General features: G+C 55.7%; 16 protein-coding genes. 11 read left to right on the forward strand and 5 right to left on the reverse strand.

The window, feature by feature from the left end:
• Positions 1 to 44: 44 nt before the first annotated feature.
• Positions 45 to 974 carry an RsmB/NOP family class I SAM-dependent RNA methyltransferase gene (locus tag E3E28_RS07980; RefSeq protein WP_167914659.1) on the forward strand — a complete coding sequence of 310 codons (930 nt, stop codon included), beginning with the start codon at positions 45 to 47 and terminating at the stop codon, positions 972 to 974.
• Here the strand turns inward: E3E28_RS07980 and E3E28_RS07985 are convergent.
• Positions 961 to 1,956: a hypothetical protein gene (locus tag E3E28_RS07985; RefSeq protein ID WP_167914660.1), complete on the reverse strand. Its 996-nt coding sequence runs from the start codon at positions 1,954 to 1,956 to the stop codon at positions 961 to 963. The genes E3E28_RS07980 and E3E28_RS07985 overlap by 14 nt on opposite strands.
• Positions 1,956 to 2,528, reverse strand: coding sequence for a metallophosphoesterase (locus E3E28_RS07990; RefSeq protein WP_167915339.1), 573 nt, complete (start codon positions 2,526 to 2,528; stop codon positions 1,956 to 1,958). Before E3E28_RS07990 ends, E3E28_RS07985 begins: the two co-directional genes overlap by 1 nt.
• Before the next feature lie 98 nt (positions 2,529 to 2,626).
• Between E3E28_RS07990 and E3E28_RS07995 the strand changes: the two genes are divergently transcribed.
• From E3E28_RS07995 to speB, 8 genes are all read left to right on the forward strand, one after another.
• Positions 2,627 to 3,700 carry a saccharopine dehydrogenase family protein gene (locus E3E28_RS07995; RefSeq protein WP_167915340.1) on the forward strand — a complete coding sequence of 358 codons (1,074 nt, stop codon included), beginning with the start codon at positions 2,627 to 2,629 and terminating at the stop codon, positions 3,698 to 3,700.
• The gene (locus E3E28_RS08000) at positions 3,678 to 4,340 is read left to right on the forward strand and encodes a 16S rRNA methyltransferase (RefSeq protein ID WP_167914661.1); all 663 of its coding nucleotides are present in this window, start codon (positions 3,678 to 3,680) and stop codon (positions 4,338 to 4,340) included. Before E3E28_RS07995 ends, E3E28_RS08000 begins: the two co-directional genes overlap by 23 nt.
• Positions 4,341 to 4,436: 96 nt before the next feature.
• Complete coding sequence (locus E3E28_RS08005) at positions 4,437 to 5,816, forward strand: sodium-dependent transporter (protein WP_167914662.1); 1,380 nt, start codon at positions 4,437 to 4,439, stop codon at positions 5,814 to 5,816.
• Positions 5,817 to 5,883: 67 nt separating this feature from the next.
• Complete coding sequence (locus tag E3E28_RS08010; protein WP_014121516.1) at positions 5,884 to 6,294, forward strand: translation initiation factor IF-5A; 411 nt, start codon at positions 5,884 to 5,886, stop codon at positions 6,292 to 6,294.
• 56 nt (positions 6,295 to 6,350) lie between these two features.
• Positions 6,351 to 6,896, forward strand: a complete 546-nt coding sequence (locus tag E3E28_RS08015; RefSeq protein ID WP_167914663.1) for a universal stress protein — start codon at positions 6,351 to 6,353, stop codon at positions 6,894 to 6,896.
• Positions 6,897 to 6,905: 9 nt separating this feature from the next.
• Positions 6,906 to 8,183, forward strand: a complete 1,278-nt coding sequence (locus E3E28_RS08020; RefSeq protein ID WP_167914664.1) for an SLC13 family permease — start codon at positions 6,906 to 6,908, stop codon at positions 8,181 to 8,183.
• 9 nt (positions 8,184 to 8,192) lie between these two features.
• Positions 8,193 to 8,642: a universal stress protein gene (locus tag E3E28_RS08025; protein ID WP_167914665.1), complete on the forward strand. Its 450-nt coding sequence runs from the start codon at positions 8,193 to 8,195 to the stop codon at positions 8,640 to 8,642.
• 38 nt (positions 8,643 to 8,680) lie between these two features.
• Complete coding sequence (speB, locus tag E3E28_RS08030) at positions 8,681 to 9,550, forward strand: agmatinase (protein ID WP_167914666.1); 870 nt, start codon at positions 8,681 to 8,683, stop codon at positions 9,548 to 9,550.
• Here speB and E3E28_RS08035 read toward each other — a convergent pair.
• From E3E28_RS08035 to E3E28_RS08045, 3 genes are all read right to left on the reverse strand, one after another.
• Positions 9,545 to 10,870, reverse strand: coding sequence for a sodium:proton antiporter (locus E3E28_RS08035; RefSeq protein WP_167914667.1), 1,326 nt, complete (start codon positions 10,868 to 10,870; stop codon positions 9,545 to 9,547). The two genes, speB and E3E28_RS08035, sit on opposite strands and share 6 nt — an antisense overlap.
• Positions 10,871 to 11,019: 149 nt before the next feature.
• A complete protein-coding gene (locus E3E28_RS08040) occupies positions 11,020 to 12,735 on the reverse strand; it encodes a chloride channel protein (protein ID WP_167914668.1) in 1,716 nt (571 codons plus the stop codon).
• A 5-nt stretch (positions 12,736 to 12,740) separates the two neighbouring features.
• Positions 12,741 to 13,211 carry a hypothetical protein gene (locus E3E28_RS08045; protein WP_167915341.1) on the reverse strand — a complete coding sequence of 157 codons (471 nt, stop codon included), beginning with the start codon at positions 13,209 to 13,211 and terminating at the stop codon, positions 12,741 to 12,743.
• Positions 13,212 to 13,301: 90 nt separating this feature from the next.
• Between E3E28_RS08045 and E3E28_RS08050 the strand changes: the two genes are divergently transcribed.
• Together E3E28_RS08050 and E3E28_RS08055 are read left to right on the forward strand one after the other, a co-directional pair.
• Positions 13,302 to 14,567: a TIGR00375 family protein gene (locus tag E3E28_RS08050; RefSeq protein ID WP_167914669.1), complete on the forward strand. Its 1,266-nt coding sequence runs from the start codon at positions 13,302 to 13,304 to the stop codon at positions 14,565 to 14,567.
• Complete coding sequence (locus E3E28_RS08055) at positions 14,564 to 15,517, forward strand: thiamine-phosphate kinase (protein ID WP_167914670.1); 954 nt, start codon at positions 14,564 to 14,566, stop codon at positions 15,515 to 15,517. The genes E3E28_RS08050 and E3E28_RS08055 overlap by 4 nt, the downstream gene beginning before the upstream one ends.
• Positions 15,518 to 15,527 lie beyond the last annotated feature (10 nt).

The following is a 15,527-nucleotide window of genomic DNA, read 5'->3' on the forward strand; positions in this document are numbered from 1 at the left end:
CATCGAAGCGCAGGCGTTTTAAACCTCCCCTTCCACCGGTTATCATGCTCGAAAAGCTCTTCAGCCTCGGTTACTCCAGGACCTTCGCGGAGCGCTATTACACACTCTGGGGAGAGCGGGCCTTAAGCATAGCCGAGGCCATGGAGAAGCCCCTGCCGAGGTGCTTCCGTGTAAACACGCTCAGGGTAGAGGTTCCAAAGCTCACCAAGCTCCTCAACAAGAAGGGCTTCCAGTTTAAGAGGGTTCCCTGGGCAAGGGAAGGCTTCTGCCTCACGCGCGAGCCCTTCTCGATTACCTCCACGCCCGAATATCTGAGCGGTCTCCTCTACATTCAGGAGGCCAGCTCGATGTATCCGCCCGTTGCCCTCGAACCAAAGCCCGGAGAGGTAGTCGCGGACATGGCCTCCGCCCCGGGCGGGAAAACGAGTTACCTGGCCCAGCTGATGGAGAACGAGGGCATTATCTACGCCTTCGACGTCGGTGAGGACAGGCTGAAGGAGACCCGTTTAAACCTCTCGCGCCTTGGCGTTACGAACACAGTTCTCTTCCACCGCTCGTCGCTCTACATAGATGAACTTGGCGTTGAGTTCGATAGAGTCCTCCTCGATGCGCCGTGCACAGGCTCCGGGACGATACACAAGAACCCCGAGCGGAAAGCTACCCGCACGATGGAGGACGTCAAGTTCTGCCAGAACCTCCAGATGAAGATGCTTGAGAAGGCCTTGAGCGTCCTCAGAAGGGGTGGAATCCTGGTCTACTCCACCTGCTCACTCGAGCCGGAGGAGAACGAGTTCGTAATCCAGTGGGTTCTCGATAATTTCGACGTTGAACTGCTCCCCCTTCGCTACGGTGAGCCGGCCTTAACGAAGCCCTTCGGAATCGAGCTGAGCGAGGAAATAAAGAAGGCGAGGCGCTTTTATCCTGACAAACACGGGACGAGTGGTTTCTTCGTCGCGAAGCTCAGGAAGCTTTAGCCTTCTCCGCTTCGCCACCCGTTTCCTCGAGGAGCTTTTCCTCTATCTCGTGAAGCTTTTTCCGAACGTCTTCACTCAGAAGCTTTTCGAGTTCCTCCCTGGCCTTCTCGGCCAGCTCGAACTTCGAATTGAACTTCCCGAGTTTCACCCAGTCTATCTTCTTGCCCTCGACGAAGACGTCTATGTCACAGAGCCTCTTGTAGCCCCTGTACTCCAGTCCCTTCAGCAGGAACTTCACGCGAAGCGGGTTCTCCCACGTCAGGAGCTTGAGCCTGTAAACCGGAACGCGCATGAAGGGCCTCGGGTAGTCCCAGTCCCAGCCTTCCCCGACGATGAAACCGAGGTCGAGGTCCTCTATGACGAGAATCAGGCGTTCTATGTTCTCCTCGTAGCGTCTCTCGGTGTCGTAGAGCTTTATGGTTATCTCGTTCCACTCGGGCAGGAGCTTGAAGAGCAACAGTGGCGTATCAATCAGCAGTTCCCGGTAAACGCTCAGGAAATCCTTTTTCACGAGGACTGCCCCTTCCACATCTTCCGGCCCTATCGGCGAGCTCAGCTTTTTCCTCGTGACCGAAATCACGGTGTCGCAGGCCTCGCCAAGGTTCAGCGCGTCAAGCTGGCTCATTACCTCTCCGTTGAACTCCTCCGCGAGCAACTTCAGGGCCTCGTCAACCTTCTCCGGGACGCGGAGGAGTATTATCGTGCTCTCAATCTCGACCCTCTCAACCGGCAGGTCGCTGTTCACTATCTCCGCGAGAACAACCTTCGCTCCCCTCCTTATCAGGAAGCCCGTGTCAGGTGGCACCGTTTTGGTCTCCTCCGGTGGCGTCACGAGCAGTATCGTTTCAAACTCACTGCTGTCCCTTATCGCCTGCTCCGTTGGAATCTCCTCAACGCCGAAAAGCTCCCGAATTCCGGATTTTAGTTTCTCAACGTCCCCCCTCAGGAACACGATTGAAGGGCCAAAGCGCATGAGCCTCATCACAACCCCCTCCTGAGCTTGTAACCCCGGGCCGTGTCTGTGCCCACGGGATAGTCAACTTTCACGACCCTCCCGCTCGGCAGGAAGATGAAGTTGACGCCGAGAACGGCGTTCAAACCCCCTGGAATGACCTTGAAGTTGTGGCCGTAGAGCTTGAAGTCGGCATCTTTATCGGCAACGTCCCTCCAGCAGTGGCCGAGGGCGAAGGTCTTTCCACCAATCTCGACGACGCTTCCCGGCTCAACCAGGTTCTCCCCGAAGAACCGCCGTAAGAGTTCCGGGTCATCCTCGTTGCCCGGGACGATGTAAAGCCTGGCGCCGGAGCCCTTGAGAACCCGCGCGAGCTTTCTCAGGCCAGCCTCATAGGCCGGCTTCAGGTCGGGTCTCCGCTCGAGCTTGACGTTGTCCACCAGGTCGCCGGTGTGGATTATCACATCGGGCTTGTACTCGTCTATGAGCTCCTCGATGAACCGGTAAACGCTCTCCGGTGTGTCCCCTATGTGCATGACGAGGGTTTCGTCGGCCTTCTGCCTGAGCTTTCTAAGCTTTCTCCTCCTCAGGAAGCCGAGCATCGGAAGCACTGTACGTTGATTGGTGCTTGGTGTATATACGGTTTCCGCCCCCGAGAAGGTTATTAAGGGTTCCCGAGTAAAGCGAATCGGTGTCCAAAATGAAGGTTCTCGTTCTCGGTGCCGGAAACGTTGGTAGAGCTATAGCGTGGGACCTTAGAGATGAGTTCGAGGTCCACGTTGCAGACCTAAGCGATGACCGATTAAGGGCCGTCTCCGGGTTTGCCACACCGCTCAAGCTCGATGCATCTCGCTTCGACATGCTCGTCGAGGCAATGAAAGGGTTCGAGCTCGTTATCGATGCATTGCCCGGTCGCTTTGGCTACTCATCAATTCGGGCCTCGATAAAGGCAGGCGTTGACATGGTAGATGTCTCGTTTATGCCAGAAAATCCGCTCGAACTCCGCGAGGAGGCGGAGGACGCCGGGATTACGGTTATCTTTGATGCCGGCTTCGCCCCGGGGCTGAGCCACATTCTGATGGGCAGAATCTGGAACGAGCTTGACGATATGAGCGAGGGGTACATCTACGTTGGTGGCCTTCCAAAGGAGCCGAAACCGCCACTTTATTACAGAATTACGTGGTCACCTAAGGATTTAATTGAAGAGTACACCCGGCCGGCGAGGGTGATAAGGGACGGTGAGATTAGGAAGATAGACCCGCTCTCTGAGGTTAAGACCGTTGAAATAGAGGGCTTCACCTTCGAAGCCTTCCCGAGCGATGGTTTGAGGAGCCTGCTTGAGAGTGTGAGGGTCGATAAACTCGAGGAGTGGACGCTCCGCTGGCCGGGACACCTTGAGAGGATGAGAGTTTTGAGGGAGCTCGGGTTCTTCAAGCCAGAGCACATCGACAAGACTCTTGAGGTCATAACCCCGCTGATGACTTATGAGAGTCCGGACTTCTCGATTATGAAGGTCACCGGAACCGAGCCCGGAAGGACGATAAGCTACACGTTGATTGATGAAGAGAAAGAGTTCACCTCGATGGCGCGCGTAACGGGTTACACTGCCTCCGCCATCGCGAGGCTTGTGGCCGAGGGAAGTTGCATCTTCGGCGTTATCCCGCCCGAGATTCTTGGCATGCGCATAGACACCTTCGAAAGAATCATCGCCGACCTTGAGGAGAGAGGAATAAAGCCGAGGAGGGAGGAGAATGCTTCACCTGGTGATAGCTGATTCCGAGCTTGAGCTCGTGCCGAAATCAATAGTGGAGCATCCAGCCGTCGTGAACTACGCGAGGAGGAGGGGCAAGAAGCCGGAGGAAGTGATACTTGACAGCAGTTACCACCACTCGGCGCTCAAAAAGCTTGAAGACGGCGAGAGGCGGGGAAGACCGGACATAGTGCACATCTGCCTTCTCAACGCCCTGGAGAGCATAGCCAACAGGGAGGGAAGGCTCCGCGTTTACGTCCACACGAGGAACGACGAGGTGATATACATAAAGCCCGAGACGAGGCTTCCGAGGAACTACAACCGCTTCCTGGGCCTCATGGAGAGCCTCTTCAAGAACCGCGTCGTTCCAAAGGATTTAGCCCTACTCCGCATCGAGGAGAAAACGCTGAGTGAGCTCTTGGAAGAGATTGGCCCCGACGAGGTCTTCGTGATGCACGAGGAAGGGGAACTGATGAAGCCAAGGGACTTCGGAAAGGTACTGGCGGGGCTTGAGAACCCGCTCGTCATCGTTGGTGGCTTCCCTCACGGGGACTTCAGGAGTAAGGTCGAGGGGAAAAAGGTTAGCCTCTACCGCGAGCCCCTGATGGCGTGGACTATCGTTAACGAGGTGCTGGTCAATTTTGAGGCTTTCTTGAACTTTTGAATTTATTCCTCTCCCCTCATGCGTCCCGTATGCACAATGTTTTTATACAATTTATTACATCCCGATTTGAACGTTCTAAAATATGGGGGTGTTGCAATGAAGAAGGTAAACGTAATGATGGCCCTGCTCATTACGGGCTACATCCTCGGCGTGTGGAGTTTCTTAGTGGTTCCGAAGTATTACATGGTCTTCGGTCTCAAGGGGTTCCTGATTTCGCTGGTTCCAGCTGTCGTCGCGCTGTTTCTGGCATACAACGAGGCCCAGAGCACCAAGAAGACGAGGTACCTGATTTACGAACTCCTGTTCAAGGTTGCGAGGGTTCCGGCTGTTATATTCACGCTGTTGATGTTCCTGCTCGTAATCCTGGGCGTCACCGCCTATGCCTCTGGATGGGGTTTGGTGTACCTCTTCGGCGGGAACACTGACCTCATAGTGCCCTTCGCCATTCTGACGATACTCATCGCGGCCCTGCTCCTCATGCTTGCCAAGGGAAAAACCCTCGAGTTCATAGCTGGGATATCCGTGCTCATGGTTCTGTTCACGATAGTCTCGGCGCTTCTCATCAGGAGCAAGGCCCTGAGCGTTGTCACGTCCGAGCAGGCGAAGTACTACATGAACCAAGCCGTTTCGAGCATAACCTCTTTCAGCCAGCCACTAACCTTTGAGGGCGTTATAATGCTCTTGGCCTCGGTTATCATTGCCTTCGGTCTCGGTGCGGGCGTTTACTACGTCCTTGGCAGTTTCGCCCCTGAAGACCTTGACTTCAAGCGCGTTCTCATCGGAGTGTTCTTCCTGCAGATAATACTCAGCTTTGCGGCCGCTTACACAATGGCCTATTCCCTCGGTCCTGCGTTCCAGGCCTTTGAGAAGAGCGTCCACAACCCGAACCTGAGCGTCCAGGAGACATACAAGATTTACTCCCAGTTTAGGGCGATACAGGCTTACGCCACAAATAGCACGGCTCCGTTACCGCAGTCAATCAAAGTGTTCTACTTTATCCCTCAGATTATCAAGGGCAACGTTCCGGGTGCGAGCCTGATAACTCTCCTGCTCATACTGTCCTTCTACTTCGCGGGCCTCACGACGATAATAGTCCTCCTTGAGATGGGCACCCAGATGCTCTCGGAGGTCATGCAACTTGGAAGAACGAAGGGCCTCGCCGGCGTTGCGCTCGTCGGCATTCTCATAGCCATAGTAATGGAGCTCGGTTCCGCCAAGACCATGTTCTTCACGGTTCCCTTCAGTGTTGGAGCCATTATTGCCTTAATAGAGGCCTACCCGGTGCTCAAGTCCGACCTGGTCTCAAGGAAATGGGCGGTACTGGTCTCTATGGCACTGCTGGCGTTCGTTGGTGTTTTCACGCTCTACTATGCCTTCACGAGCTCAAGCGACGCCGTTAAGCTCGGTGCGGTACTCGGACTCGTCCTTCTGGTGCCAATCCTCCTGAACGGAATGCTCCTGAAGAGCCGTCGCTGAGCTTTTTCAAAAATTTTTTAAACGCCTTTTCTAACTCAACCCAGAACGCTTGTGGGAGGTATGAAAAATGGGAGACAAGACCAAGGTTCAGGTCAGCAAGCTCAAGCCCGGAAGGTACATAATCATCGACGGCGAGCCCTGCAGGATTGTGAACATAACCGTTTCCTCGCCAGGAAAGCACGGCTCCGCTAAGGCCAGGATTGAGGCCGTTGGAATCTTCGACAGAAAGGTCAGGAGCATCGTCAAGCCGACCAGCGCGGAAGTTGACGTCCCGATTATCGACAAGCGCGTCGGCCAGGTCATAGCCATAACCCCGGACACGGTTCAGATTATGGACATGGAGACCTACGAGCTCTACGACGTCCCAATCGAGACCGGCGTCGAGGACGAGGTCAAGGACCAGCTCAAAGAGGGCATTACCGTCGAGTACTGGGAGACCCTCGGCAGGATTCAGATTAAGAAGGTCAGGGGCGAGTGAGCCCCTTTTACACAACCTTTTAAAGCTCCTCTTCTCGAAAACTCTGGGGTGGGCCTATGGTTAACTTCAGCGAGCTGATTCTACGCAAGTTCAGGAACATCGCCGGGTCTCGCTACGAGGAGATAATGAAGGCCTATCAGGAGTTCTTCCTGACGGAGGAGGAGCTTCAGATTCCGGTGATAACATCGATTCTCCTCGTCGTGGACAGGTTTTCCGGGAGGATTCCCAACGAGGTTTTTGACGTTCTATCCGCTTACCCCGGTGCGCGGGTCGACGTGGTTTACCTGATAGACGAGGGGCTGTTCGCGCTAATCCGTGACACCCTCGGCGAAAGGGAGGCGGAGGAGTTCCGCAGAAAGGAGGAGTCCCTCGGGAGGGAGATAATAACCCTCGCGGAAAGGGCCCTGAGCGAGCTTGGCCTCGATTACTCGGCTGAGATAACCTTCGCCGACAAGGTGGAGTTCATTGAAACCGAGAGCGAGAACAGGGATTTGCTCATCATTTCGAGGCACTTCGGCTCCGAGAGTGTGAAGACCCATAAGGTCAGTCCGGTCGTCTTCAGAATTGTTCAGGGGATTAGGAAGCCCGTAATCGTTTACTGAGGTGGTAGCATGAACGCTCAGGAAATTATAGCGCTCGCAGTGTTCTTGGGAGTTTACGCCTTTATAATAACCGAGAGGATTCACAGAACGGTCGCCGCGATGGTCGGCGCGAGCGTCATCCTGCTCGTCGGCATAGTGCCCTGGGAGAAGGTTCCCGAGTACCTCGACCTTGGCACTATTCTCCTTCTGGCCGGAATGATGGTCGTCGTGAACGTCTCCAGGGAGAGCGGGCTCTTCGAGTACATCGCCATAAAGACGGCGAAGCTCTCCAAGGGCGACCCCATGAAGGTCCTCCTGCTGTTCTCGGTCGTAACCGCGGTTGTTAGCGCTTTCCTTGATAACGTTACGACGGTTCTACTGCTCACTCCGATGCTCCTCTACATAACCAAGAAGATGAACGTCAACCCGGTTCCCTTCCTGCTCGCCGAGATATTCGCGTCCAACATAGGCGGAACCGCGACGCTAATCGGCGACCCCCCGAACATCATGATTGGCTCCGCCGCGAAGCTCAGCTTCAACGAGTTCCTGAGCAACATGGGGCCGATAGCGGTTGTTGACCTGTTCGTGACTATAGCCATCGTCTACTTCGCGTACAGGAATACGATTAAGGTCAGTCCGTCGAAGAGGGCCGAGATTGAGAGGCTGATAATGGGGATGGACGAGCGCGATGCAATACGCGACAGGGAACTCTTCAGGAAGTCGGTGATAGTAATCCTTGGTATCGTCTTCGGCTTCTTCCTCCACGACACTATGGGCGTTGAGCCAGCGGTCATAGCGCTCCTTGGAGCTTCGGCCATGCTTCTCTGGAGCCGTTTTCCGCCGGAAGAGGCCCTCGAAAAGGTCGAGTGGGCGACGCTGTTCTTCTTCGGTGGGCTCTTCCTCATCGTTGGTGGCCTCGTCGAGACCGGCTTCATAGACGCGCTCGCCGAGAAGATTATTGGCATGATACACAGCGAGGCACAGGCGATATTCGTAATCTCCTGGTTCTCGGCGATATCGAGTGCAATCGTTGACAACATTCCCCTCACGGCGACGATGATTCCGCTGATAAAGGCGATGGGTTCGAGCATGAACACCTACCCCCTCTGGTGGGCGCTCTCACTCGGCGCGTGTCTCGGTGGAAACGGAACCGCTATCGGCGCGAGCGCCAACGTTGTAGTCATCGGAATAGCCCACAGGGAAGGCGTTAGGATAACCTTCGGCGAGTTCCTGAAGGTCGGTGCGGTGATAATGTTCTCGACCGTCGCGGTCGGGAGTCTGATGCTCTGGGTTAGGTACGGACTGTGAGGTGATATCATGAGGATACTCGTACTCGTTGACGGCTCGAAGTGGAGCCAGAAGGCAGCTCTCCATGCATTCGCCGTTGCGAAGAGCAAGAGGGCCAAGGTGGTTCTGTTCTCGGTTCTCGACCGGAGGGAAGCCCGGGCGATAGCGTTCCACGCCAGTGTTCGGAGCGGAAGCCTTGAGGAAATCAAGCGCTTCGAGGAAACCCTGTGGGAGGAGAACAAGAGGAGCATAAAGGACCTGCTGACGACCCTCCTTGAGCTCGGCCAGCGCGAAGGCGTCAACTGCGCCTTCAAAATCGTTGAGGGACCGGCCAAGGACAGAATCCTCGAGGAGGCGAACTCGGGCAACTACTCCCTCGTCGTCATGGGCGCCTATGGGAAGAGCGGAAAGACGAGGATAGGCTCGCTCCTTGAAGAGGTCGTTGGCCACATCGAACCGCCCGTGATGATTGTGAGGTAGCTTTAAAACCCCCATTCCAATTCCGGCCGGGTGGTGGTATGGAGTTCCTGTACACCTACGAGACCCTCAAGCTCGAGTTTCCCCTCACGGAGCCTGAGAAGGCAAGATACGTTATACTCGGAGTCCCCTTCGACGGCACGACGAGCTACAAGGCCGGAGCGCGCTTCGGGCCGACGCTGATACGGCAGGCGACGCTGAACCTTGAGAGCTACATACTGGACTACGACCTTGACATAGCCGAACTCCCGATAGCGGACATCGGCGATATAGCGGTCGTCGCCGGTGACCCAAGGAGAACCGCCGACAGGGTCAGGGAGACGATTGAAGAGCTCAAGCGGGTGAACCCGAACGCGATACCGATACTCCTCGGCGGAGAGCACTCCCAGACGCTTGGAGCGGTTGAGGCATTGAAGCCAAAAAGCTACGTGGTCTTCGATGCCCACCTTGACCTTCGCGATTCCTACGAGGACAACCCCTACAACCACGCCTGCGTCGCCAGAAGGATAGCGGAGCTGGGCGTCAGGGAGGCGATGTTCGGAATCAGGAGCGGAACGAGGGAGGAAGTCGAGTTCGCAGGGAAGAGCGGAATCCGCTGGGTTCACGCGAGGGACTACGACTTTGACTCCTTTGTCGAACTCGTTGAGCCACTTCCGGAGCCGGTTTACCTCTCGGTGGACATAGACGTCTTCGATTTATCGCTCGTCCCGACGACGGGAACTCCCGAGGCCGGTGGTCTGGGCTTCTGGGACGTGATAGAGGCGATAGAGTGGCTGGTCGAGAACAAGAGGGTAGCGGGCTTCGACATAATGGAGGTTGCCGGCGAAACCCTTGGCAATCCAACTGCCCTTACCGGTGCGAAGTTGCTCTTCTACTTCATCGGGGCAATGGAAAAAATGGGGAGGTCATGAGGCCTTTGCCCTCTTCTTCTCGTGGTACTTCCTCATCCTGTCCTCGACCGTTTCGTGCTCGAGGAGCTTGCTCTTGAGGAACGGCACCCACAGGGTTTCCGTTATGACCGAGGCGAGAACCGTTATGACGGTCACTGCGAGGATTACCTCTCCCCAGTAAACCGTAAGTGTACTGCTGTGGTACTTCATCGCGAGGCTGAGTGGCAACGCGGCGAGGGCAGAGGGGACAACACCCCTTGGACCCTCAAGAGCTATGAAGAGGTACTCCTTTGGTCCCCACCACTTGAGAATGGGTAGCGCAGCTATCGGCCTGGCGACGAGCATTATGAAGTAAGCTACAAGGATTCCGCCCCAGAGGTTGTCCACGAGGGGCTTGAGGTCAAGACTCGCGCCGAGCAGGACGAAGATGAAGACCGTCGCTATCGCTGCAAGGCTCTCGTTGAAGTGGACTTCCTTCTCAATGGCCTTCATAACCCTGTTGAGAACCTGGGGTTTCTCCTTCTTGCTGAAGACCTTGTAGTTACCGAGGATTATTCCGGTGACGGTGGCGACGAGGTAACCCGAGGCCTGAAGGGACTCGCCAATCATGAAGCCCGTGAATGCCAGGAAGAGCGAGAAAATCTCAATCTCCGGGAACTCAAATATCCTGGTCTTCTTGATGAACCAGTAGCCGAAGGCCCCGACGGCTATTCCGACGATTATGGAAACGACGACCTCGTAGAGGAAGTAAACGACCGCCGCGCCGTAGACACCCATGTGGGAGCTAAAGCTCGCGAAGAGCCCTCCGCTGGCCTGCGGGACGAGCATCGCCACGGCAACGGCCGTGAGGACTATGCCGAGCGGGTCGTTGAAGATGGACTCCGTAACTATCGTCGTCTCGATGTCCTGTTTGACCCTGTACTGCCTGAAGAGTGGGATGAGCGTTGCCGGGTCGGTTGCACTTATGATGGCACCGAAGAGGAAGCCGATGAGAAACGGCGCATGGAAGACGAACGAGAAGAACCAGGCCGACAGAAGAGCCGTGATGAGAAGTCCAACCGTATCGAGGGTTGCTATCGTTGGGAGGTTCCTCTTCAGCAGTTTCCAACTCAAGTTGTGTCCCTCGGTGAACAGAATCATGACCAGACCGAAGACACGAACGTAATCGAACAGGTCGTGTGCGATGTTCCTCGGCATTAGGGTTGCTATCGGGCCGAGTATCATTCCCGCTATTATGAAGAGCGGGACGTATGAGATGTTGTAGCGCCTGCTTATCAACATGGCGATTATTCCTGAACCAAGCACCGCGACAAGGACCCTTGCCATGACGTCCACTGCCATGGTATCGCCTCCTCGTTTCTTCGTTCATCGTGTCGTCATCCAGATTTTAAAGCTTTCCCCGGGCATTTTTAAGAATTAGGCCTCTCTAACGATAGAGTTTCGGAAAAAAAGCCTGGAAACGGGTGTTTATCCATAGAAAGTTGAACCACTCACCAGAGGTAAATGCCCTCGATGGCGTGATAATACGCGCGATAGATGTCTTTCTTCGTAACGACCCCGAGGAGCTTCCCGTTCTCATCCACCACGGGAAGGAGGTTCTGGTCGTTCATCAGAATCTTCTCCAGAGCGTCCTGCGCCGTTTCCTTCGGTGTTATGACAGCGAAGTTCCTCCTCATGAACCTCTCCACGGGGAGCTTTTTGATGGACGTTGATTTGCCCAGTATGTCGGGGACACCAACGATTCCTATAACCCTGCCCTCATCGTCCACAACGGGAAGGAAATCGTGGCCGGTCGAGGCTATTATGCGCTCAACCTCCATCAGGGGCCTCTTCGCGTTGATTCTGACGACCTTCGTGCTCATTATCTCGTGAACCGCTATCGTCTCAAGGATTAGGGGCCTTCCAGTTCTGACTTTGATTCCTTTGCGCTCAAGCTTGATTGTGTAGATGGACGAGCCCTTGAAGAACGCCCTTGCCGTCAGGAAAGCGACGACGGAAGTCAGAGCCACGGCCGGGGAGTATGCATAGGTTCCGGACATCTCTGTTATCATTATTATCTGGGTCAGAGGGGCCTGTGTGGCCGCAGCGAAGAAGCCCGCCATTCCCGCTAACGCGTAGGCCTCGACGTTTGCCGGGACGAAGTGAGAAACTATGGTTCCGAAGGCAGAACCGAGCATCGTACCTATGAAAAGACTCGGGGCGAAGATTCCACCGGAGAAACCGGAGCTTATCGCCAAAAGCGTCGCTGTCATCTTGGCCAGCGCGAGGATGATGAGCGTCTCAAAGGCGAACTTTCCGAGGAGGGCATCCCTTATCCCTCCAAAACCGATTCCAAAGATTCCCTTGTGGGGCAGGAGCATTCCGATTAGGCCTATCCCAAGGGCCCCGATGAGAAGGCGAAGCTCAAAGGGATACCTCTCTGAGAACCTGTCGAAGGCGTCGGTGGCTCGGTAGAGGGCCTTCGTGTAGGCGTAACCGATGACGCCCAAGAGGACGCCAAGGAGGAAGTAAAAGGGAATTCCCTCGAGAACGCTTATGTTGGGGTTCAGAACAGGGAAGCGAGCGGGGTTGTGAAGGACCACGAGGGTTATGGCGTTGCCGATTATGGCGGATACGAATATCGGGACGAGGTTTATCGTTATCGCACCCATGTAGATGACCTCAAGGGCGAACATTGCGCCTGCCAGGGGTGTGTTGAAAGTTCCCGCGATTCCAGCGGCCAGGCCACAGGTGGTTATGAGCTTTCTCGCCTGGGGTTTGGGTAACTTCTCCGCTAAAGCTGAATCGAGCGCGGCACCTATGAACGCGGCCGGACCTTCACGACCGAGCGGTGCTCCAGAACCGATGGAAATCGCAGTTGCAAGGGTTTTCAGAAACGCGAGCCTCGCACCAATCTTACCACTTTTGAAGATTATGCCCTCGATGACCTCGGGGACACCGTTTCCCCGTAACTCAGGGTATTTCTTCACCATCGGCGCTATCAGGAGAGCGCCGAACACCGGGAGAAGAACGTATCCGAGGTTGATCCCTTGGAACTCGTAGGAAATCCTCGGGAGCACGGAGGTGAAAAAGAGGGAGTGGATGACCTCAATCAACACTCGAAACACGAGCGCACCCAGTCCACCAACTAAGCCCGCCAGCGCGGAGATTCCGAGGAGGATTGACCACTTCCTGACGTACTTCTGAAGGTCCCACTCCCCGTTCATAGCCCTCAACCGAAGAAGGCTCCCATCATGTCCATCTGCTCGTCGCTCATGGACTTCACTTTGAACTCGGGAATCTCGGCCTTGAGCTTTTCGTACTCCTCCCCTGTTATCTCCTTAGCCTCGCCGTTCTCGACGAGGTAGAAGATGCCGTAGTCCGGGTCGCGGTAGGCCACGAGGAACTTCTCGACCTCGATGTCGTCGAAGTTCACGAAGATGACGTTTCCGCCGGTGTATGGCTTCTTGCACTTGAATGGGAAGCTGGAGGAGTTGAGCATCGCATCGCCGAGTGCCTGGTTGGCCTTCTCACCGTTTATCTCGGTCCAGAAGGGCCTTCCCTCGAAGTCGCCCTCGACGACGATGAGGAACCTCTGGCCGTCGAGTTCGACTATCGGAGCTCCCTTTTCCTGCAGTATCTTGAAGAGCTCGCCGATGGTTTCGGCGTTTCTCAGAGACGAGACGAATCCCTCAACCTTCATGCCTTTCACCGTTCTCAACTCCAAAATCCGGGTTATAAGGGTTTGGGAGAAGGTTTTTTAGAGGCCCCGAAAACTTTGGGCGGTGGTGAGATGTTAGTAGATGCAGACCTTCACCTTCACTCCCGCTATTCCAAAGCCGTCTCGAAGTCGATGACGATACCGAACCTGGCTCAAAACGCACGCTTCAAGGGCCTTGGCCTGGTCGGGACGGGGGATATACTCAACCCCCACTGGGAAGCGGAGCTCCTCAGATACTCCAGGAAAGTCGATGAAGGGACCTACGAGCTCAACGGGATTCGCTTCCTCCTCACGACAGAGGTCGAGGACAACAGGAGGGTTCACCACGTCCTGATTTTCCCGAGCATTGAGACGGTTCGTGAGATGAGAGAAACCCTTGGGAAGTACTCAAACGACATCGAGACCGAGGGCCGGCCCCACCTGAGCCTTTCCGCAGGTGAAATAGCCGACTTGGCCAACGACCTCGGCGTTCTAATCGGTCCGGCCCACGCCTTCACCCCCTGGACGAGCCTCTACAAAGAGTACGACAGCCTGAAGGAGGCCTACGGAGGGGCCAAAATTCACTTCCTCGAGCTGGGCCTCTCGGCCGACAGCGAGATGGCGGACATGATAAAGGCCCACCACAGATTAACCTACCTCAGCAACAGCGACGCGCATTCGCCGATGCCCCACCGCCTTGGGCGGGAGTTCAACCGCTTCGAGGTTGAGGAGGTTACCTTCGAGGAAATCCGGAAGGCGATTCTAAGGCGTGGCGGGAGGAGAATCGTCCTGAATGCGGGTTTGGACCCGAGGCTTGGAAAGTACCACCTGACAGCCTGCTCCCGCTGTTACGCTCACTACTCCCTCGGCGAGGCAAAGGCCTTCAGGTGGAAGTGTCCGAAATGTGGCGGGCGGATAAAGAAGGGCGTAAGGGACAGAATCCTTGAGCTTTCAGATACGGAAGAGAGGCCGAAGGACAGACCGCCCTACCTGCGCCTCGCTCCCCTCGCCGAGATTATCTCAATGGTCATCGGTAAAGGAGTTGAGACAAAATCCGTTCGGCTGATATGGGAGCGCTTTTTGAGGGACTTCGGGAGCGAGATTAGGGTTCTCGTTGACGTTCCTGTTGGAGAGCTTTCAAGGGTTCACGAGGAGGTAGCTAAAGCCATATGGGCATACCGCAACGGGAAGCTCATCGTTATCCCCGGCGGTGGCGGAAAGTACGGAGAAATCAGACTGCCTGAGGAGATAAGGAAGGCGAGGGTTGAGGAGCTTGAGAGCGTTGAGGTAGAAATTCCCGAGGAGACTGAGAAACCGAGGCAGAGGAGCATAACTGACTTCCTGGGGGTGAAACGGTGAGGGAGTCCGAAATCATCGAGCTCTTCCTCAGGCACCTCAAACGACAGGGCGACCTGCCCCTCGGGGACGATGCCGGTGCCTTGAAGCTCGGCGAGAGGTGGCTCGTCGCTACCAACGACATGCTCGTCAGGAAAACCGACGTGCCGGATATAATGACCCCAGAGCAGGTCGGCTTCAAGGCCGTAACCATGAACGTGAGCGATATAGCTTCGATGGGAGCAAGACCGGTGGGCTTCCTCTTCTCGCTCGGGGTTCCACAGGACCTTAGTTCCGACTACCTTGAGGGGATTGCGAGGGGAATCGGTGAGGTCCTCGACTTCTACGGCCTTCCCGTCCTGAGCGCCGACACCAACGAGGCCGACGACCTCATCGTGGACGGTATAGCGCTCGGACTTGCTGAGAGACTGCTCACTCGCTCCGGGGCCAAGCCGGGTGAGCTGGTCTGCGTTACAGGCGACCTTGGGAGGAGTTTGGCAGGTTATCTCGTCTGGAGAAAGGGGCTTGATGTGAGCGACGCCGTTAGGAATGCCCTCTACGAGAAGTTTCTCCAGCCAAGGGCGAGGGTTGAGGAGGGAATGGCCCTCTCGAAGGTGGCCAGCTCTGCCATAGACGTCAGCGACGGCCTCGCGAAAGAGCTTTACCTCCTCGCGGAGATGAGCGGTGTTGGAATCGAGGTTTACCCGGAGAGACTTCCCATCGGAGAGGGCGTTGATGAAGTGGCAGAGCTTTTAGGCCTCGACCCGGTTGAGGTTGCCCTTGCGAGCGGGGAGGAGTTCGAGCTGGTCTTCACGGTTCCGCCGAACCTCGTTGATGCCATAGATTTTGAGTTTTCAGTCATCGGAAGGGTTGTGAAGGGACCGGGCGTTTACCTCGTATCAGACGGGAAGAGAAAGCCCCTTCCCCGGCTCGGCTGGGAGCACATGGGAAACCTCAAGGTTTATAACCGGTGACATAGAAGGA

Origin of the sequence: Thermococcus sp. 21S9 (assembly GCF_012027635.1) — an archaeon.
Taxonomy (GTDB): Archaea; Methanobacteriota_B; Thermococci; order Thermococcales; family Thermococcaceae; genus Thermococcus.